The organism is Butyricicoccus sp. AF18-9LB (assembly GCF_027684505.1).
Classification (GTDB): Bacteria; Bacillota; Clostridia; order Oscillospirales; family Butyricicoccaceae; genus Agathobaculum; species Agathobaculum butyriciproducens.
The window spans coordinates 59,990-79,539 of sequence record NZ_JAQCWA010000011.1; the positions used below are offsets into that span (position 1 = coordinate 59,990).

At 50.7% G+C, this 19,550-nt stretch carries 17 protein-coding genes and 1 tRNA gene; 9 read left to right on the forward strand and 9 right to left on the reverse strand.

Annotated features, from left to right (window positions below; genetic code table 11):
* The first annotated feature begins 275 nt into the window (after positions 1-275).
* The 3 genes from PGY33_RS08445 to PGY33_RS08455 all read left to right on the forward strand — a co-directional run bounded on the left by PGY33_RS08445 (position 276) and on the right by PGY33_RS08455 (position 2,863).
* Positions 276-1,301 carry a methionine ABC transporter ATP-binding protein gene (locus PGY33_RS08445; protein WP_118360570.1) on the forward strand — a complete coding sequence of 342 codons (1,026 nt, stop codon included), beginning with the start codon at positions 276-278 and terminating at the stop codon, positions 1,299-1,301.
* Positions 1,288-1,941, forward strand: a complete 654-nt coding sequence (locus PGY33_RS08450; protein ID WP_118284818.1) for a methionine ABC transporter permease — start codon at positions 1,288-1,290, stop codon at positions 1,939-1,941. The genes PGY33_RS08445 and PGY33_RS08450 overlap by 14 nt, the downstream gene beginning before the upstream one ends.
* Before the next feature lie 70 nt (positions 1,942-2,011).
* Positions 2,012-2,863, forward strand: a complete 852-nt coding sequence (locus PGY33_RS08455) for a MetQ/NlpA family ABC transporter substrate-binding protein (protein ID WP_118479750.1) — start codon at positions 2,012-2,014, stop codon at positions 2,861-2,863.
* Positions 2,864-3,185: 322 nt separating this feature from the next.
* On the opposite strand, the gene PGY33_RS08460 is transcribed toward PGY33_RS08455, so the two are convergent.
* Genes PGY33_RS08460 through PGY33_RS08470 form a run of 3 tightly spaced genes read right to left on the reverse strand, consistent with a single transcriptional unit; the run spans position 3,186 to position 4,404 of the window.
* The gene (locus PGY33_RS08460) at positions 3,186-3,452 is read right to left on the reverse strand and encodes a barstar family protein (protein ID WP_158574361.1); all 267 of its coding nucleotides are present in this window, start codon (positions 3,450-3,452) and stop codon (positions 3,186-3,188) included.
* Positions 3,453-3,486: 34 nt separating this feature from the next.
* Positions 3,487-3,960: a ribonuclease domain-containing protein gene (locus tag PGY33_RS08465; protein WP_270478198.1), complete on the reverse strand. Its 474-nt coding sequence runs from the start codon at positions 3,958-3,960 to the stop codon at positions 3,487-3,489.
* Between the two features lie 6 nt (positions 3,961-3,966).
* Positions 3,967-4,404, reverse strand: a complete 438-nt coding sequence (locus PGY33_RS08470; RefSeq protein WP_117750705.1) for a hypothetical protein — start codon at positions 4,402-4,404, stop codon at positions 3,967-3,969.
* An 896-nt stretch (positions 4,405-5,300) separates the two neighbouring features.
* Here PGY33_RS08470 and PGY33_RS08475 point away from each other — a divergent pair.
* From PGY33_RS08475 to PGY33_RS08495, 5 genes are all read left to right on the forward strand, one after another.
* Positions 5,301-5,672 carry a BlaI/MecI/CopY family transcriptional regulator gene (locus tag PGY33_RS08475; RefSeq protein WP_118668013.1) on the forward strand — a complete coding sequence of 124 codons (372 nt, stop codon included), beginning with the start codon at positions 5,301-5,303 and terminating at the stop codon, positions 5,670-5,672.
* A 12-nt stretch (positions 5,673-5,684) separates the two neighbouring features.
* Positions 5,685-9,368, forward strand: coding sequence for a M56 family metallopeptidase (locus tag PGY33_RS08480; RefSeq protein ID WP_270478201.1), 3,684 nt, complete (start codon positions 5,685-5,687; stop codon positions 9,366-9,368).
* Between the two features lie 228 nt (positions 9,369-9,596).
* Entirely contained in the window at positions 9,597-10,277 is a 681-nt protein-coding gene (locus tag PGY33_RS08485) for a response regulator transcription factor (RefSeq protein ID WP_110435724.1), read from the forward strand.
* On the forward strand, positions 10,274-11,800 hold the full coding sequence (locus PGY33_RS08490) for a sensor histidine kinase (RefSeq protein WP_118753702.1): 1,527 nt from the start codon (positions 10,274-10,276) through the stop codon (positions 11,798-11,800). The genes PGY33_RS08485 and PGY33_RS08490 overlap by 4 nt, the downstream gene beginning before the upstream one ends.
* 99 nt (positions 11,801-11,899) lie before the next feature.
* Positions 11,900-11,975, forward strand: a tRNA-Met gene (locus tag PGY33_RS08495).
* A gap of 653 nt (positions 11,976-12,628) precedes the next feature.
* Here PGY33_RS08495 and PGY33_RS08505 read toward each other — a convergent pair.
* The 6 genes from PGY33_RS08505 to PGY33_RS08530 form a co-directional block, all read right to left on the reverse strand.
* Positions 12,629-13,117 carry a PcfB family protein gene (locus PGY33_RS08505; protein ID WP_270478204.1) on the reverse strand — a complete coding sequence of 163 codons (489 nt, stop codon included), beginning with the start codon at positions 13,115-13,117 and terminating at the stop codon, positions 12,629-12,631.
* 6 nt (positions 13,118-13,123) lie between these two features.
* Entirely contained in the window at positions 13,124-14,017 is an 894-nt protein-coding gene (locus PGY33_RS08510) for a DUF6017 domain-containing protein (RefSeq protein ID WP_270478207.1), read from the reverse strand.
* A gap of 278 nt (positions 14,018-14,295) precedes the next feature.
* Positions 14,296-15,372, reverse strand: coding sequence for an RES family NAD+ phosphorylase (locus tag PGY33_RS08515; protein WP_270478210.1), 1,077 nt, complete (start codon positions 15,370-15,372; stop codon positions 14,296-14,298).
* Positions 15,373-15,374: 2 nt separating this feature from the next.
* A complete protein-coding gene (locus PGY33_RS08520; RefSeq protein WP_016147949.1) occupies positions 15,375-16,328 on the reverse strand; it encodes a sce7725 family protein in 954 nt (317 codons plus the stop codon).
* 5 nt (positions 16,329-16,333) lie between these two features.
* Complete coding sequence (locus PGY33_RS08525; RefSeq protein WP_016147950.1) at positions 16,334-17,194, reverse strand: sce7726 family protein; 861 nt, start codon at positions 17,192-17,194, stop codon at positions 16,334-16,336.
* A gap of 192 nt (positions 17,195-17,386) precedes the next feature.
* The gene (locus PGY33_RS08530; RefSeq protein ID WP_016147951.1) at positions 17,387-17,605 is read right to left on the reverse strand and encodes a helix-turn-helix domain-containing protein; all 219 of its coding nucleotides are present in this window, start codon (positions 17,603-17,605) and stop codon (positions 17,387-17,389) included.
* A 646-nt stretch (positions 17,606-18,251) separates the two neighbouring features.
* On the opposite strand from PGY33_RS08530, the gene PGY33_RS08535 reads away from it, so the two are divergent.
* Positions 18,252-19,538, forward strand: a complete 1,287-nt coding sequence (locus tag PGY33_RS08535) for a hypothetical protein (RefSeq protein ID WP_227600407.1) — start codon at positions 18,252-18,254, stop codon at positions 19,536-19,538.
* Positions 19,539-19,550: the final 12 nt, after the last annotated feature.

Consider the following 19,550-nt stretch of genomic DNA (forward strand, 5'->3'; position numbering starts at 1 on the left):
GTGTTCTGTTTGGACAAAACTACTTGACAAACCGTCTGCAAAAGGCTATACTTATCCCACAGCTTAGATTATTTATAAAATCGTAGGAAAAGGAGGAAATCACAGTGCGTGCAGTTCGAATGGAAATGTGCATGATGTGTGGTTCTGCTCGTTTTTCTGCGAAGCAGCCGTAAGGCTGAAACGCATAGGCGGGCCGCTTTTCATGCGGCTGATACAGAAAACGGGCGGAAAGCAGAAACCTGCTTTCCGCTTTTCTTTTGAAAATGTAAGGAGGAATGAATGTGGCACAGGATGTGATCGTCCGGATTCAGGGCCTGAACAAGACCTTTCGCGGCAGAGCCGGAACGGTAGTTGCGCTGAACGGTATCGACCTTGATATCTATCGCGGCGAGATTTTCGGCATTATCGGTCTTTCGGGCGCAGGCAAGTCCACACTGGTACGCTGTATCAACTTTTTGGAGAAGCCCACCGAGGGCACGGTAACGGTGGACGGAGAGGAACTCGGCAGACTGAGCAAAAAGCAGCTGCTCGAGGCTCGCCGGTCGATGGGTATGATCTTCCAGCAGTTCAACCTGCTGCAGCAGAGAACCGCACTGCAGAATATCTGTTTTCCGCTGGAGATTGCGGGAACCGGCAAAGCAGATGCGGAAAAACGGGCGCGTGAGCTGCTCGAGATCGTCGGTCTGTCAGACCGAGCGGATAACTATCCGAGCCAGCTGTCCGGCGGTCAGCAGCAGCGTGTGGCGATTGCACGAGCACTTGCGACCAACCCGAAAATCCTGCTGTGCGACGAGGCGACAAGCGCACTCGACCCGACGACAACGCGCTCCATTCTCGCGCTGCTCAAGGAGATCAACAAGACGCTCGGCATCACCATCATCGTTATCACGCATGAGATGGCGGTCATCGAGGAGATCTGCCAGAGAGTTGCGATCATTGATTCCAGCCGTATTGCCGAGGTCGGCACGGTGGACGAGGTGTTCACCCGACCGAAATCCGCAATGGCCAAGCAGCTTATCTATCCGGACGGCAAGCGCAATTCTCTTGCGACCGGCAAGCGGTACTGCCGCATTGTATTTGACGGCAATTCGTCGTTCGAGCCGGTGGTATCCAACATGGTGCTCGAGTGCAAGGCGCCGGTAAATATTATGTTCGCGGACACCAAGAACATGGATGGCAAGGCTTACGGTCAGATGATCCTGCAGCTTCCCGAGGACGAACGCGCGGCAAAACGCGCACTGGCGTACCTCGAAACCCAGAACGTACACGCAGAGGAGGTAGCCGATTATGCTTCCGTTTAATGTTTGGGCGCAGAGCCTTTGGGAAACCCTGTATATGGTCATTGTTTCGACCGTTATCTCGTATGCGATCGGTCTGCCGCTTGGTCTGACGCTGGTTGTTACCGATAAGGGCGGCATCCGTCCGATGCCGGTCGTCAACACGGTTCTGGGCGTGGTTGTCAATATCATGCGCTCTATCCCGTTCCTGATTCTTGCCGTTATGATTACGCCGATTACGCGCGCGATTGTCGGCAAGGCCATCGGCACCACTGCGATGATCGTTCCGCTGACCTTTGCGGCAGCACCGTATGTAGCCCGCATGGTCGAATCCTCCATCAAGGAGGTGCCGTTTGGTGTGATCGAAGCCGCACAGTCCATGGGTGCAAGCCCGTGGCAGATCGTGTGGAAGGTGCTCGTGCCGGAGGCAAAGCCGTCCCTGATGGTCGGCGGCGCGATTTCGGTCGTTACCATCCTCGGCTATTCCGCAATGGCAGGCTTTATCGGCGGCGGCGGTCTGGGTACCGTAGCCGTAAACTACGGCTATAACCGCTATAATTTCCCGATCATGCTGGTAGCGGTTATCATTATCGTTATCGTTGTTCAGATTTTTCAGGAGGTCGGCATGCGTCTTGCACACCATCTGGATAAGAGAAACAGATAATCGTTTTTCATTCTCAATTTTATTTTGTTATCATTAAAAATGATATATATCAGAAAAGGAGCGAATTCCCATGAAGAAGACAATCGCAGCAATCCTGGCAGGCGCCCTGTGCCTGACCGCACTGACCGCTTGCGGCGGCAGCAAGACCGACAGCGCTGCAGCTGACAGCAGCAGCGCTGCAGCAGGCGACGACAAGACGATCACCGTTGGCGCTACCCCGACTCCGCACGCTGAAATCCTGAATGCGGCAAAGGATGCACTCAAGGCTGAGGGCTACACCCTGAATGTTGTTGAGTTCACCGACTATGTGCAGCCGAACACCGCACTGGTTGACGGTGATCTGGATGCAAACTACTTCCAGCACACCCCGTACCTGAACAACTTCAACAAGGAGAACGGCACGGATCTGGTTTCTGCATTCGATATGCACTACGAGCCGTTCGGCATTTACGCCGGCAAGACCGCTTCCATCGAGGAGCTGAAGGACGGCGCTTCCATTGCCATTCCGAACGACGGCTCCAACGAGACCCGCGCACTGCTTTTGCTGCAGGATGCCGGTCTGATCAAGCTGAAGGACGGCATTGACCCGACCTCCGATGCTACCAAGCTGGATATCACCGAGAACCCGAAGAACCTGGACATCCAGGAGATCGCTGCAGAGCAGCTGCCGCGTTCTCTGGCAGACGTTGACCTTGCTGTTATCAATGGCAACTATGCACTGCAGGCAGACCTGAACGCCTCTGAGGACTCCCTCATCACCGAGAACCCGGACTACGCTAAGGTGTATGTAAACGTAGTTGCTTGCCGTTCCGGGGAGGAGAACAGCGACAAGATTCAGGCGCTGAAGAAGGCGCTGCAGAGCGACGATGTTAAGAAGTACGTTGACGAGACCTATAAGGGTGCAGTCGTAACCGTATTCTAACTTCGATCACGACCACGCTCGTGATCGAGGAGGACATGCCGAGCAATAGCTCGGACATGTCTGGGGCGGGATTCTGCGCGTCCGCTTTGCGGGCACACAGAATCCCTTACTTGTATAAAATCCCACGCACATGTCGCGGGATTTTATGAAAAGAGGCGGCATAGACCGCCTTTTTCTATTATATGCGCGCTTACGCGCTGTCCGCTGCGGCGGAGCCAATGGCTCGGATTTCTGGACGAAATCCTGCCATGCGGGTGCGGCTTGCAAGCAAGCCGGAATAAAAAGAAAACCGAGGCTTATGCCTCGGTTTTCTTTTTATCTGTTACTGTACATTGAGCGTAAACGCCGGATTTTCGGCGGCCGCGTCTGCCAGCACGCGGAGCACCAGCTCGCCGTAATTGCCGAGATGTACGACCAGCATTTCCGGGTGCCGCAGCGTAAGCCGCGCCGCCGGATAGGCGGTCAGCAGGTCGTACAGTGCGTCCAGATTGCGGCCGTAGTCAGCAGGAAAGCCGCACACCTTGGTCAGCACATCGTGCAGCTGCTCGCGCGTGTACAGCGTTTCCGCATCCAAAAGCAGTTCTTTCATTCTCATTTCCCCCGAAATTGAATTATTGTAAAAGCTATTCTGTGATTTCCTCAAAACTTCCGTAATGGTCGGCGGTGTAGTAGATTCGGCCGTCGTCCGCGTAGACCAGCCGTTCCGTGCCGCGCTTGTCGGCTCCGCGGGTGTTGAGGTCGCACTCGTGATAGCTGCCGTCCGGCAGGGTGCCCTCGTAGTTGCCGAACCGGTCGCCGCCGATTGAGCAGCCGGGTGCATACGGCTCGAGCGAGCCGCCCTGCCAGCCGAGTGCCTGCGCCTGCTTTTTCGTGATGTAGTTGGAGGGTAAGTGTCCGTATTCGGTCAGATAGGCGGAAACCTCGTCCTTGCTGTCGTACTGCCCATCCTCGGTGACGGAAACAGCGGAAGCGCTGTCCGAGGTGATGATGGCGGTCGGTCCGTCCGCACCGCCAATAATGCCGATTTGACCGGCACAGCCGGTCAGTGTGCCGAACGCCAGCAGCAGAGACAGCCATAAAGCGGTTAATTTTTTCATATTCTGTTACTCCTTCGCCGTAGGATAGAACAGCACGAACAGATCGTGGTACAGATTGCGTCCGTCACCGCTCTTGATGGCGCGCAGCTTGCCGTTGACGAACACATAGCCGTCCGTATTCACGCCGATCGAGTTGCCGTTCTGGAAGGTCACGGTCAGGCGGTTGGCAGTCAGCTTGTTCTGGCTGGGCTTGATAAAGTGCGGATAGGCGGTGTAGGTCTGCTCACTGAGAAGCTGTATGATAGCGGTTTTCTGGTTGTCATCGGTTTGCGGTACCTCCACGTCATTCTCGGTGAGGGTGATGGTGGATTGCGGTCCGGTTTCCGCGATGTCGGAAAAGTCCTGGCTGTAAACGTGGGTATAGATCAAACGTCCGGTGGCGAACAGCAGCAGAAGCAGCAGCGTGCCGCAGATGGCCAACACGAGCGAAACGGTTTTTCGCATGGAAAATTAACTCCTTTGGGTTTTATATAAAACAGGTTTTTGATTGTGAACGGTAGGTTTTTTGCCTGAAATCAAGCGGAGAGCTGCGCTCTGCAGAGCGCGGGGATTCGCCGCGCCCCGCGGCGGGGCAAGAGGGTAGACACCTACGGTTTCTACCCTCTTAACTCCCGTTTCCCTTTATTTCTTAGTCTGGCGCAGACCAGAGATCGGCGACCGCTTCGATCAGGAGGACGGCAGAGGATTTTTTCTACCGTAGGGGAGCACAGTGTGCTCCCATGTCGAAACCTATACGCAGTGCCGGATACCGTTCTGCTACATATGTGGTTTCACCTTGTGTCGCGCCTGCGTTGACCCTCCGACCTGTGTAGCAGTACGTTATCTGTGAACTGCGAACATTTCACGAAACAAACGCAGTGGTAACCCGACTGTCGTTCTCCTGTTTTGGAGCGGTCGCCGCTCTCCGATTTTCGCCAGACTATCTAACAAGGGAAAGGTAGGAGTTCAAAGAGGAAGGAAAACCGCAGGTTGTCCTTCCTTTTTGCCCCCGCGGCGGGTGCCGCGACGTTCCCGCCGCAGCGGCGGCGAATCCCTCGCTGAGGTTCAGCGGAAAACACTCCGCCCGGATAGGGCGAACACGCTTACGCAGTTCGCATACCCCGCGCAGCCGGTGCAGAAAAATCCGTGCCGAATGGATAAATCAAACGCATCTTATTAAAGCATATCCTAAAAAAACAGCACTGTCAACGCAATAAAAATTACAAAATGTAAACAATTTGTATATGTCAGCGCACTTTGCGGGAATTTGTGCAATAAGGATTGACAACCATCTTCTACTATTGTAGAATATAAGCAATAAAAGGTGTTTTACATTTGTAGAATAGAAGGAGGGTTAGACTATGCGAAACGACAAGCGATTGCCCGATGCGGAGCTGGAGGTCATGCAGACCATTTGGTCTCTGGGCACACAGGTCACGGCGGCCGAGGTGCAGCAGCACGCGGATAAGGACTGGAAAATGACCAGCGTGCTCACGTTCCTGTCCCGCTTGTGCGATAAGGGATTTCTTTCCTGCACGAAGGAGGGACGGCAAAACCTGTACACGCCACTCGTCAGCGAGAAGGACTACCGTCAGCGTGAGAGCGTCGGCTTTCTGCGCCGGCTGTGCGGCGGCTCGGTGAAGAATCTGGTCGCGAGCCTGTCGGATGCGGGCGCGCTGACCGAGCAGGACATCGACGAGCTGCGCGTGTTCCTCGACAGGCAGACGCACTAAGGAGGGGATCTTATGCTGCAATTCTCGGAAAAACTGCTCAACAACCTGATGCAGATCGGCCTGACCGTATCGCTGGCGGCGCTCGTGCCGCTCATTCTGCGGCGGCTGATGAAAAAGCGTTATCCGGCCCGTATGGTATGTGTGGTGTGGGCGATTCTCGCGCTGCGGCTGCTCATTCCGGTGCAGCTGACACTGCCGCAGGCGCCGGTGCAGGTCATGCCGCGCACCAGCTATGTGGTGCAGAGCGACCAGACGGCGTTCCGGCAGGCCGGACTTCCGGTTGTGCAGAACCCAACCCGATGGGTGACGGACACGCAGGCGCAAACGCTCAGCGCGGCAGATACCGGCACGGTCAAGACCGTGGATATTACCGACATTCTGCTGACGCTGTGGCTGGCAGGCGTGATTGCCTGCGTACTCTGGCAGGGGATTGGCTATTACCGGCTGATACGCAGCCTGAAAGGTACGTCCCGTTCGGTCGAACGCGCGGATCTGCACACGATTTTGCAGGAGCAGTGCGCCGACCTGGTTATTGACCGGGAAATCCCGCTGCGGGTATCCTCGGCGGCGGACTGCCCGATGCTGGCCGGATTTATCCATCCGACGCTGTATTTGCCGGATGAGCGCATTTCCCGGACGGATGCGGCGTTCATTTTCCGCCACGAGCTGACGCATTACAAGCACGGCGATCTGTGGCTCAAGCTGCTGCTTCTGGCGGCACGCTGCCTGCACTGGTTCAATCCGCTGGTGCATCTGATCGCGCGATTCGCGCAGGAGGATATTGAGGCGGCGTGCGACGACGCGGTTGTTCGCGGACACGATGGCGCGTACCGTCGAGCCTATGGCGAGACCATCCTGCGGTCGGCTATCGCGCAGGCGCAAAAGAGAAAGGCTTTGGTGTCCTGCTTCGGTGATGACAAAAAGACGCTCATGCGTCGGTTTGAGGGACTGTTTGACAAGTCGGTCAAAAAACGCGGTGTCGCGCTCGTTGTGATGATCGTGCTACTGGTCGGTTCGCTTAGCTGCACGATCGCGGTCGGTGATAACGATAAGGGTCTAACGAAAGAGCTGCGTATACAGCTGGCACAAAAACAGGCGAATGAGGCGGAAAATATCGGTTATACGGTCAAACTGGACGGGAAAGACACCTATTTGATCACGGATAGAGAGTTCAGCGATAATCCGGGCGAAACCATTCCCGGACGTGTGGTACAAAAGCTGACCTTTGCAAAACAGGATGGAGAGTGGGCCGTATCGAACAGCGAAATTGTGCCGGAAAACGGCCGCGTGACTTCTCTGGATGAATTTAAGCTGTTGTATGAGAATGACCTCGGTCTGCCGGATTTTCTCTCGGACAGCAACCAGTGGAAAATCACAAACGGCTACAATATCAGCGACCCGGTAAATGCAGCAGAAGTGCTGCTCGGTATTTTCCCGGCGGCCAGTCAGGTGGAAGGCAGCAACCAAGATGCCGCACCGTACAACGACATCCGCAAGGCGACATTCACGTTTAAAGATAACAGCAAGGTTGTTGTCACCATGATAAATCAGTTCGGTCAGGGCTGGCTGCCGCAGGACTGGACGGACGGCAGCGGCGTTCGTTCCCGCACGGCGGCGGATCTCGCGCAGCAGTACGCACGCGCAGTTCTGCACAAGAGCGCACAGTATATCTTCCCGATTTTGACGCCGGACGGTCAGAAAGACCTTATCACGCAGCAGATGGCTATGACCGGCGGTGAGCAGTGGACGTGGAAATACGGTCCGTCCTCGCCGTCTGCAACGGATTTCGTGCTTGTACCCACCGATGACGAGCAGGACTACACGGTCGTATTCCGATACACGAGCAGCGCACCGGACGATGTTCGCTCGGCGTACATCGTGCAGACCATCCGCGAGAACAAAAACAGCTCGGTGATCGGCTATATCCGCGAACTCAGTACGGACGGCATGACGCAGAGCGAATTGTTCCGGACGTACTATGCGACCGGTCTGTCGTGGCCGACCGTGCCGCAGTACATCGACAGCATGGATACGCAGATGATAAGAGGCTACGCCGATCCGGCACAGGCGGCCATGCAGTATTTCGGCATGGCGCTGCACGGCGACTCCTATTTGATGCTTTTGCAGGACACAAATACGATGTGGCAGGGCGACAGCGCGGACGGCATACAGCTTGCGCAAGTCAAGCTGACATTTGGAGATAATCTCGCGCCGGCTTATGTAGTCATGGAGCAGACAGACGCAGGTTACTGGCAGCCAATCGGTATCACCGAGGACATCACAGTGCAGAGCGGAAAAGAGAAGCTGTACGCCGGTGTCAATGCGTTGGATGCTATTATGAGCGGTGATACACCGCTGTTGCAGGTTGGCGATACCATCACCTTCACATTTGAGACCGAGCCTGTCGGCGGTGTGGAAATCACCAATCGGTTGGTGAACTGGGAGGACGGCTCGCAGTTTGGTGTGATTGATGAGCAGACCACACTGCAGAAATCCGGCGATGGCTGGGTCTATACCGTGCCGACGAGCCTTGGCGAAATGCTCTCGAGTACCATCAGCTATCCGTTCTACCACGCTATCACGCTGGAATACACGGACGCAAGCCATATTCAGCATAAGGCAACGGCGGTGTATACAAGCGGGAGCGACAGTGCGGACGAGAACGAGGACAGCGATATTACCTCAACGGATTACTACAACGATTCGCTGAATTACAGTCTCAAGCTGCCGCAGTCCTTCGTTGATAACGGCTACGCCAAGCGCAATCAGGAGGACGACAGTATCCTGTTCGGCATGAAGAATGCCATGGGCGATGACAGCCGCGACTCGACCGAGGACGGTGCAATTATGACATTACGCGCGGATGCGACTGCTGTTCTGCATAGTACATACGGCGATAACTGGACGGAGAATTATCCGGTTCCGGCTAAGGAGCTTGCGCAGAAGGACGGCTTGACGTATCTGCTCGAATATGTATCCGATGTGCAGTATGACCCGGCCAATCAGGAGATTGCTGCCAAGTACAAGGAAATGTTCACTGCCGCGCAGAATATCACCGCGGATGATTTTGCACTCGACGACCTGACGGATAAGGACGGTACCGTTCGCCGTGCACAGCTGCTGACAAGTCTCGGTGCACATTATGCGGTACTGCATATGGGCGCACAGCATGACCAGCCGTATCAGGTTGCCGTTAATACGGATAATAATTCCTGTGAGGTCTATGTCAGCCGTATCGACTGGACAACCGAAGCACAGTATAAGGTCTATGCCGCTGATAGGGTGACTTTCGAGGATATTACCAATACCGAACCGACAACGGTGGAGCATCTGGCCGATTCTGCAAAGGGATTGACCGCAGAGCAGTTTGATTTGCTGTACGGTACGCTTGATTTGCCGGTCTATACCGATGATGAATTGGCAAATCTGCAAAGAGTATTGCAGAAAGATCAGATACCGGAACAGGGAGCCGCATTTTTCCTTGGTTTAGGTGATATGTACGGCATATTTGACGGTGATTCTGTGAAGATTTACGGCGATAATAACGAATTTGCATCGCTGACATACCGGTTTACCGACCCGAATACCGGTAAAGAGAACGGCAAATACGTCAAGCTGACCATGCACAAGGCAACAGCCGACAGCAGCCTGCCCGCACTGTGGATTCCGTATAGCTACGAGTTGTATACAGCCTAATCCGGCGGTGCTGAGCATAATAACCAATAAAACCTCTGGGCGGCGCTGTTACGCCGCCCTTTGCGTTGAGTAGTCGGTATGTGCAGCAGTAGGGGAGGCAAGACCCATTCGCTTCTCAAGCAGCAATCTCCCGTTCAACAAAAATTGAAAACCCATGATTTTGTTCACACAACGAACAAACACCGGCGGTATACTTGCGGTATTATAAGAATGTAAGGTGGAATTATATTGTCTACTATTTTAATCGCAGACGATGAGGCGCGTATCCGTCGTCTGGTCAGCGACTTTCTCAAGCGGGACGGTCATACCATTGTCGAAGCCGCCGATGGAAAGGAAGCGCTGAATATTCTGGAGAACCGCCGTCCGGGACTGGATATGGCCATTCTGGATGTGATGATGCCGGGAATGGACGGCTTTGAAGTCCTGCGGGAGCTGCGCGAGCAGGAGCACGGCGAAACCCACCTGCCGGTTATGCTGCTCACCGCCCGTGCCGAGGACGCAGATCAGGTGCGCGGCCTGGAAGGCGGTGCGGACGATTACGTCACCAAGCCGTTCTCGCCGATCGTGCTGGCGGCCCGCGTGCGCACACTGCTCAAACGAGAAGGCCGTGCCGGTGCACCGCTCGAACAGCTTGGCAAGCTGTCGGTCAATGAGCTGCGCCGTGAGGTCATGGTGGAGAACAAGCCGATCGACCTGACCCCCAAGGAGTACGAGCTGCTTATCTACTTCAAGAACAATCGTGCGATTGCGCTGTCGCGCGAGAGTATCCTCAATGCAGTCTGGGGTTACGATTACTTCGGCGACCTGCGTACCGTGGATACGCACGTTAAAAAGCTGCGCGCCAAGCTCGGCGAGTGCGGCACCATGATCGAAACCGTGCGCGGCTACGGTTACCGCTTTGAGGTATGAAGCTGAAGCATCGGTCAATCCGGGTTACGTTTTTTGCTGCGATCAGCATTATCGCGCTGGTGTTTATCGGTATTCTTGTGCTGCTCAACGTGTTTTTCTATCAGGATTACTATATGATGACACGCCGGAGCGAGCTGCGTGATGCCTACGGCAGCATCTGTACCAGCTACGCGAGTGATTCCTCGGATGTTGCCGCGCTGCTGGACAGCTATGAGAGCCGCAGTGCCATTCGTCTGGCAGTGGTGACCGATAACGGCGATGTGATTACCTCGTCTGCCATGCAGGAGGGTGACGTAGGGTTTGATTTTGGGCACATGGAGCAGAAGTTCCGCAGCTTTGCGGTGCTGGCGTCCGTGGTCCAGAATCGTGACTGGGTAGATTTGGGTAAAAACGAATACCGCTTTATGACGATCAGTCTGCGCGATAATGATCAGTATTTGTGTCTGATCGGCGTGCTGAATGCGGAACACGGTGAATATCTGATCGCATATATGCCCTATGCGTATATCGAACAGAATTCTTCGCTGAATCTGGTGTTTCTGCTGATTGCCGGCGGCTGTGCGCTGCTGATTTGTCTGGGGTGTGGCTATGTTATCTCGCGTCAGTTTACGCGCCCGCTTATTCAAATGGCGGGACTGGCCGACCGGATGAGTGAGCTGGATTTCTCTATGCAGTACACCGGCAAGGGGGACGGCGATGAGATTGACCAGCTGGGACAGTCGCTCAACCGCCTGTCTGCGTATTTGGAGCAGTCGATCGGTGAGCTGAAGGAGTCCAACGATCAGCTGGCACAGGAGATCGAGGAGAAGGAGCGTATCGACAATATGCGGCAGGAGTTCATCGTGAACGTGTCGCATGAGCTGAAAACGCCGATCGCGCTCATTCAGGGCTATGCCGAGGGCCTGACGGCCGGCGTGGCCGATGATCCTGAGGACCGCAAGTTCTACTGCGACACCATCGCCGATGAGGCCGACCACATGAACAAGCTGGTCATGCAGCTGCTCAGTCTGTCGCGGTTGGAGCTGGGTGCAGAGCAGACGTTCGACGAGGATATTGATCTGTATGCACTTTGTGCGGAAGCGGTGCGCAAAACCGCTGTTTTGTGTGAAAATCGAGGTTTGACCGTGGAATATGAGAACGCGCATATTACGGTCCGCACGGACGGCGATCTGCTCGATCAGGTGCTGATGAATTACCTGTCCAACGCTATCCGCTACACGCCTGAGGGAAAGCACATTGAGATTTCGGCCGCAAAAACCGGCAACAGCGTGCGCCTGTCCGTGTTCAATGAAGGCGATGGTCTGCCGGAGGAGGAGCTGCCGAAGATCTGGGAGAAATTCTACCGCACCGACCGCGCCCGCACCCGAGAGGCCGGCGGCACCGGCATCGGTCTGTCGCTTGTCCGCGCCATAGCGGATACCCTGCACGGCGCCTGCGGCGCGGAGAACGTCGAAGGCGGTATCTGCTTCTGGTTTGAGCTGCCGGATCTGCTGCCCGCGGAGGACAGCAAGATAAAAGACTGAATTTGTCGAATAGAAAATTGAAAATTATGCTTGACAACTGTGCTATCCTATGGTATAGTATATAAGCACTCTGAAAGAGAGCTGCGATAAAATCTATATCGCGGGGTAGAGCAGTTGGTAGCTCGTCGGGCTCATAACCCGGAGGCCGCAGGTTCAAGTCCTGTCCCCGCAACCATGTTTAACCGCTGATTTCGTAAGAAATCAGCGGTTTTTTTGTATTTTTTGGAGCACTTAGAAAACCTCCGGGTAGGAGACCCCGAAATTGGAAAGTCGTATGGAAAGGCAGTGGTATCAAAAAAATGCACGACGTGAAGGTGCTTTTTTTGATACCTGAAATCAAAATTCTGAGTATACTTCGAGCAGCAGGCGAAAGGGGAATGCATCAACACCTACATAACTTTCGATTTCAACAGCAGCAGTGAGGTAACGTCAAAGACCAGATTGTCATCTATGAGGCGCTTGCTCTGAACCTTATGCCGACACGGTGAGGCAGCGTCTTTGTCGGTTGGTATGATGCCGGTGATGGCGGTAGCAATGAAAAAAGCACCAACGATTATAACAAGGCGGAGAATTGTACACTGCATGCATAGGTGGCGCGAATGCGATCATGGCAGTAGCACTGCTCGATTGCGCACGGCACAGCAGGTCCAGCGGATGCAGGCTGGGCAGCCCAGAAGAAAACGCCTCCGTAAAGCCCTGGCTCAAATGCAGGAACTTTTCAGAGGCGTCGGCCGGGTGCCAGGCGCACCGCCTGGCAGAGCTTATCAAAGAGATACACGAACAGCAGATACGGAAGGTTGAGGATGAGAATCTTCTTCAAGTCAACCGTCATAATTCCACACCCCGGTCTTTGGTCTTGACCTTCTCCCGCTGGCGGTGCTGGGCTTGGGCCTGCTGCTTCGCCTGTTCCAGATCCTTGCGGATAGAGGGCTTTTTCTCTTTCTCCAGGTTAATTGCGGAGAACTCCCGGAAGGCCGCCGTGATGACGTCGGCATCCCGGCCCTTAAAGAACACCAGACAGCGGGGAATCTCGCCGCTGGTGTCCTTTTTCAGCGCAAAGTCAATGCCGTACTTCTTGGCGGTGGCGGAAAAGGCACGGATGTTCTGATCGGTGATCTCGATGTTGGAAACGCTGGTGTTGTGCTTCATAAGCTGCCGGAGGGTCTGCTTGCCGTGGTGCAGCTTGGTCTTGTGGCCGGTCACTCCTTTCTGCATCTCGTCCAGCACTTTTTTCATGGCCTGTTGCAGCATCCCGGCGGAGAGCTTGGTAGCCTCCACACAGAGGGCAACGGTGCGCTGGGTGACTTCTTCCTGCATAAGTCATCATCTCCTTTCTCCGCTGCCGTACAGGTCGTGGTTCACCAGGGAAGCGTAGTAGCTGTCGATGGTAGCTGGGGCGTTATACAGGGCAGCCAGCAGATATTTCTTGATGTTGCGGACATAGGTGGTGTTCTCCCGCATACGGTCCAGCACATACTCGATGTGGGAACTACTCAGCTTCAGGAACCGGGATTTGACTACCTCTGCCGGATAGTCGTCCCCGGCAACGCGGATCATCTCCCTGCGGGAGCAGACAGTATCCACCATGAGCTCCACCAGCTCGTCCAGACGGTCACGATCCATGCGCTTGTTCTGTACGAGGATGTCATACTCGATGTTCTCCAAAATCAGTTCCCGATAGCTCTCTCGTTCCCGCATCCAGTCCCGTCCGGTCCGGTTGGCCCCTGCGGGGGATTGGGGGCTTGATTGGATAGGATTTGATCCTTCCGTACTTGGTGAATCAGTATTTTGTTCTTCAGGATTTCTTTTCTCTTTATTTAATTGCGGCCGGTTTTCCAGACATGGGTTATCCATATCCGGGTTTTCCGTATCTGGACAAGCTGTATCCGGCTCGTCCTCACACGGCTGGCCCGTGTCCGGGGGATGGAGCGTCTCGTAGATGACATACTCCACATCCACGATTTTGCCCTTGCTGTCCCGGAGGCGGTTACGGACTATGTACCCGGCTCGCTCCAGCTCCTTCAGGGCGGAGCCAATGCTGTCCGTGCCCTCCTTGCAGATTTTCGCCAGGCCCCTGGTGGTGTAGTTCCAGTCCTCCGGCAAGGACAGCATCATGAAGAGCAGCCCTTTGGATTTGAGGGACAACCCCGCGTTGCGCAGATGGTGGTTGGACATTACCGTGTAGTCACGGGTTTTCTCAATGCGAAATACCGCCATGGTATCACCTCCCTTCGGCGGTGTGAAAAGTGTTTGTTTTTGGAAAAAAGGCGGCCTCTATGCCGCCCGGATACCCCGGAAGGGAAAACCTATGGGCGGTGGCCTTTCGGTTGGTTGTAGGAGAAGAAACATTGGATTTTCGACTCCTTTAGGGGCATTTCTAGGCATGAAAAAACGCCATAGGCTTTAGCCCATGGCGTTCGACACGATATTCAATTTTTGCACAAACATTATCTTCGTGGCGTTATTATCGAGTATGGCATTTTGGTTTTTTTGAATCAAATTGGTTTATAATCGTAGGAAATTGACTTTACATCATATACTTTCGTGCTAGTGCACTTGAATACACTGGGATCAAAAACTGCCAAATTGAACCCCTGTTTGCGCATGGTGCTTCCATACTCAATCCCATCGTAACCTTTGCTCCGGATAAAATCACTAATGTACTGAGTGGGGAGATAATCTAGTACATTGTCGTTTCGCAAAGGTTTTGCGATCTCCTGTGCAATCATTTTTAGGTGTTCAATATTTACGGCATACTGAGTCAAATCAAAACCATAATCAATACCAATAAACGGACTAATGCGATCAATGTTAGCAAGATTAATGACTTCAATATCTTTCAGTAGTTTAAAACTGCCTACTGTAACATAGTCATACACACCGGCTCGAATTTCATATAGTGTCGTTTCTTTTTCATCAGCGAGATACAATATGCTAATTCCAACAGGATTAACACGCCCACCCCTTGCTTTGTCATCTGGAGGTGGCCCCATCTCAGTGCGTCTGTATCCTTTTTCATCATGACAAATCCTGGAACGATATAAAGTTTCTCCCTTACGATGTGTTTTTACTGCACAACGCAAAAATGTAAAAAGTCGCTCTGTATTGATGTAGTCACTATGAAAACGGTTTTTTCTTTTTATTCCTTCTACAAAGTCAGACCAGCAGTTATTCTTCAAAATAGAGTTCTCCTCTAAGTAATCGCGATCTAGACTTTGCTTAATTCCCACAGGACTATCAAATAGTTCTGGTTGATCTTCATATCGACTAGAACAAATTTTTGTAATCAGACGATATATGATGTCTGGTTTTACGGAAAAAATATTCCAATTATTATAAAGAATATTTTTAATTAGATCCGTTTGACCACGAGGAAATCCATCTGGCAATTCGGAAACAGGAGAATATATGTCCAATAATCCATCAAGAAGTTCGGCTATTGTTGTATCTTTGCCAATTTCATAAACTGGAACATTATGTTTTCCGCAAAAGTCACAGTCTCCTGTTTTTTTGTTGCCGTTGATGATTGCTTTAATTTCAGCATCAGCAAAACAATTACTGCAACAGAACATCCTTACACCTCGCTTAAGTATCTACCCATCAATTCGAGGTGATGCATGAGAGAAAGTTTTTTGACTGTTCCCAGTCCTGGATAAGACTGCTGTTCGTAGTGCTGCAAAAAGATTTTCAAACCTTCAGTCAATTGAACCGGGTGAGGGTCGGCGTTATACCATTCAGCAAGTTTTGAAACGGCTTGATAAAACTTCAACGCCGGGTTAGTAATATCTTCATTGGAATCAGAAACAAAGTGCCTTACTCTCAAAGATCCATTATTCGCAAAATACACAATATGGATTGCTACAGCATAAGGTGCAAAACCAGCCTCTAAATATTCATTGCCAACAACTGAATAGTCGGAAAATCCAACAAATCCATCTTCTTTATAATACAAATGGTCATCTGAAAAGAATTCGTCAACAACATCCTGATAATCAGCATTACGTTCCTGCTTTTCAAATTTATCGTCAAGCAAAACTTTATGGTGTCGAACTTTGCGTCTAAAAACGCTTTCATCTGGCATTAAGGCAAAGCGAGGGACTACTTCCCCAAAAGCAGTTTCATATAAATCTAAATAGTCTCGATCAGTATTTATCACAAGGAGATCCTCTTTATTGACTCCATGTTTGTCCCAATGCTTCAGCAATGCCCTCGCATTTCTTTGCATTATCATAGATTTTATTATTATTGGATTTTCATACTGATCTGCAAAGCGCTGTTTATAGCCCGCTTCTTTGGTTTCTTCTTGAACATCTTGCCAATCGGACATAAATGTACCCACAGCAGGATTACGAATTACAGAAAGAGGATGATTCGTTTTAATGAAATCAGCCATAGTGTTCACAAGGGTAGGGGACAATTTAACAGGCTCGATGATTGGAATAACATAGTCTCCAAGTAAATTGTTGTTGGCAAGTTCACGTAATGCAAGTAATTCGTATTGCCGACCTCGCAAATAAGGAAAATACATATTGACTAACCTCCGTACTTCTGTTTTAGAAATTCACGAAGCTTTTCCATTTCGGATTTAGATGGGTTTGCAAAGTAAAAAAGAGATTTCAATTCATATGGAATTTGCGCCAAAGTGCTTGTCTCAATGCGGTTTCTGCATTTCAATTGTTTTAATGACATTGCATATGCGTCTAGAATTGGAATGTTAGAAAATTGATTAAGACATTCACCATAGTAAAACGCTTGAGATGTTTCTGGAAGTTTACCATAATATTCGAGCAGAATGCGTTCGAATTCTTGTTTGTGTAATATCTTGAATATAGTAGTATGGTCTAAACTAGAGTTATTTTCGACTGGTTCTTTCCGTAGCTTGGCGCTTATGGTGTTTTTTGATGTTAGGACATAAATCCCGACGGGAGTATCATCAAGAATAGTTCGGGCTCGTTCATACTGACCTTCAGAAGTTACTACACAGACATGATTGAATCCTTTGTAGTAATCTCGAAGCTGTGTTTCAAGACGGTCAAATGTATCTAATTCGGTCTTAATTTCATAAACAACAGCTTTTCCGTTTATTAAAATAAAATCAGCCTTTGACTTGCTTATAGGAATCTGTGTTAATGCGGTTGTTGTATTTATACTATGTCGTCCAAGTAAAAGTTTGTTGAGCAATGTGTTTTGGTAGAAGTATTCGTTCCTATATGACTTAGACATAAAGTGATATATCTCACTTATTAATGTTCCATTTTCTAAATTTTCAGGATCATTTATAAATCTCTTGATTACTGCACCATATGTGACATTGTTACTTGAACTTGATCTAAGCATATCGAGAAAGACATTTTGGGTGAAAAACCGATTTAAAATAAGGTTATTTTCCGGCAAACAATCACCCTCTTTCAATACTTATAACAATCCATTTTTATTATATCACAAATGCAAACTATTTGGTACCCATTTATATACACTTTTTATAGGACAAAATTTTTCGCCTACATTGACCAATCTAAAAAACAATATTCAAATATAGATACACAAAAGCCGCTGTAAGCTAATAGCCTACAGTAGCTTTTGCTTTTATTCTGTTTCGTCGTCCAACCCCTCCGCCTTCAACCAATCTTCAAAAGACTTCCTGGAGATACGGATCATGTTGCCGATGCGGATCGTCTTGAACGCTCCGGAGTTGGCGAGCTTATAGGCCGTAGCGCGGCCGATACCGAGAATGGCTGCGATGTCATTCACGGTGTATGTTCTGCTTTGGGGCGTTCCTTTTTCGTTGGGTGTGTTGGTGCTCATAAGATTATCCTCCATCTGTGCTAATAGCATTTTGAAATGGCCCCTGGAAGCCCTCTGTCACAAGGGATTCCTGCTAATATCTTGCTAATACGACATTTGAAAAGCCGTTGTAAGGTAGCATATTGCAGGGGAATTTGTGCAAATTGACCTGCCTCCAGGCAGTACAATTTGCGAAGAAACAACACGGGAAGATATGATATGAACAATTTACGAAATGGTACGCCGTACTCCTGGAGCACAGTTTGTTGAGTCTGTGCTTCGGGATTGTTTTGCTGCAAAGCGGTTCGGAGTTAATCGTTTTTAGGATCGGTTTGGGATACTGGTATGCATAAAGGTGGCAGAATAAGAGTAGAACAAAGTGGAACACAGGTAGAATCACTTGGAACCAAAGAGGGATTGTCAAGAGAATCTTACGGGTGTATAATAATAGTATCGAAAAGTGGGTAAAGTAGCTCTGCTGTCGCAAAAAGATGCGATAGTGGAGCTTTTTGTATATCAAAAAAGTTAAGAGAAAGACCAATAAGTAAATTTCTTATTGGTCTTTTTTTATACCTATTTTTCGAGAGTATATACGAAAAGAGTGGGAATCGTGGGAAGAAAATGCAAAAATTCGCCTAATATGAAGGTGTATGGAGTGCCATTCCGTGTGACAGAAATGGAGATGACAGCTAAAGGGCAGGATAGATGCTACATCAGTATGAGGCAGCCAGATGGGAGTATACTGCACGATAAAGGTGTAAATAAACTGATCACAGCAAAAGGTATAAAAGATGCGGCCGTCATAAAAGCAGCGGAAAACATTATACGAAAGCATAGCGGACAGGTGCTCGGATGGTTACGAGCCGGTCAGATGAAAGAAGCGACACCAGAGCTGCTGTTGCTAGTGCTGCCGGAAGAAAGCATAGAGCGCGTATACGGAAAGAGTGATGAAGAGCATCGAGAGCTGGTGCGGCAGGTAGTAAGAATTCTCCCACCATTGCCTGAGCTACAGGAAAAGATGGAGACCATGACTTTACGCGCGGTAAAAGAAGTAGCCGCGAATAAAGAGAAAGGCGATGTACTAAAGCGTGCATTGAATCGATTGTATGATGAAGCTGCAATCTGGGGAGTAATTAAAGAAAATACGGCGAAAAATGTACTGATTACTGTGCGCAGTGAGGGAGAAAAGGCAGACAAAAATCTTAACCAACGTGCCCTTAGTCTGGAAGAGATGCGGATGCTGACGGCCTTATGCATAGAGGGGATGCAGACCGATATACGGTATGCAACCGTACTGCTTCATCTGACCACGGGTGTAAAGACGGGAGAGCTATGTGGATTAAATATTGACAATTTAATGCGGTATAAAGATGCGGTATATATCGAAATTGGCGCAAAATCCGTACAAAATCGAGGTAAAGTTGCAGAGTGGAAGCCATATGAGCGTGAAAGCGGAAAGCTGCGGCGCATACCGTGTACCCCTTTAGCGCAGGCGGCGCTAAGTGTGCTTTTGAAGCCGCGATTGGAAGCAGGAGCAAAGGTAGATGCTCCGCTGATTGTAGGTGAGGGCGGACGCCGATGGGATGTCTTGAAGCTGCGCGCTTTTGAAAAAGAGGTGCTTCAAAAAGTAGTGCCGGAGTATGCGAAAATTTCACGAACGGATGTAATCCGCACAAGTTTTGAACATTATTGTCGCGCCGTATGCGGTATGTCGGATGGCCAGACTCAGAAAATCTTAGGATGTAAAGCAGCGCAGACATACGAAGAATGGTATGCGGACTACAGCGCTCGAATCGCGCTGATGACACTGGATGCACAACTTAGAAGATACCATAATTTGTTAACGGAAAAGGAAGATAGATGGAAAGTGGCCATGCACCTACATCTGCGGGTGAAGCGTGGGGCAAGTGTCAAAATTCAAACTGAACATGGTGTCAAAATTGAAAAAATATAGTAATGTGTGAGC

Bases quoted from the DNA above. Each gene is read 5' to 3' on its own strand.
- PGY33_RS08460 (WP_158574361.1), bottom strand. From the start codon at position 3,452: ATGAAAGAACTGCTTTTGGATGCGGAAACGCTGTACACGCGCGAGCAG.
- PGY33_RS08510 (WP_270478207.1), bottom strand. From the start codon at position 14,017: ATGGCGGTATTTCGCATTGAGAAAACCCGTGACTACACGGTAATGTCC.
- PGY33_RS08470 (WP_117750705.1), bottom strand. From the start codon at position 4,404: ATGCGAAAAACCGTTTCGCTCGTGTTGGCCATCTGCGGCACGCTGCTG.
- PGY33_RS08475 (WP_118668013.1), top strand. From the start codon at position 5,301: ATGCGAAACGACAAGCGATTGCCCGATGCGGAGCTGGAGGTCATGCAG.
- PGY33_RS08455 (WP_118479750.1), top strand. From the start codon at position 2,012: ATGAAGAAGACAATCGCAGCAATCCTGGCAGGCGCCCTGTGCCTGACC.
- PGY33_RS08450 (WP_118284818.1), top strand. From the start codon at position 1,288: ATGCTTCCGTTTAATGTTTGGGCGCAGAGCCTTTGGGAAACCCTGTAT.
- PGY33_RS08465 (WP_270478198.1), bottom strand. From the start codon at position 3,960: ATGAAAAAATTAACCGCTTTATGGCTGTCTCTGCTGCTGGCGTTCGGC.
- PGY33_RS08530 (WP_016147951.1), bottom strand. From the start codon at position 17,605: ATGAGCACCAACACACCCAACGAAAAAGGAACGCCCCAAAGCAGAACA.
- PGY33_RS08505 (WP_270478204.1), bottom strand. From the start codon at position 13,117: ATGCAGGAAGAAGTCACCCAGCGCACCGTTGCCCTCTGTGTGGAGGCT.
- PGY33_RS08445 (WP_118360570.1), top strand. From the start codon at position 276: ATGAATGTGGCACAGGATGTGATCGTCCGGATTCAGGGCCTGAACAAG.
- PGY33_RS08515 (WP_270478210.1), bottom strand. From the start codon at position 15,372: ATGTTCTGTTGCAGTAATTGTTTTGCTGATGCTGAAATTAAAGCAATC.
- PGY33_RS08490 (WP_118753702.1), top strand. From the start codon at position 10,274: ATGAAGCTGAAGCATCGGTCAATCCGGGTTACGTTTTTTGCTGCGATC.
- PGY33_RS08520 (WP_016147949.1), bottom strand. From the start codon at position 16,328: ATGTATTTTCCTTATTTGCGAGGTCGGCAATACGAATTACTTGCATTA.
- PGY33_RS08480 (WP_270478201.1), top strand. From the start codon at position 5,685: ATGCTGCAATTCTCGGAAAAACTGCTCAACAACCTGATGCAGATCGGC.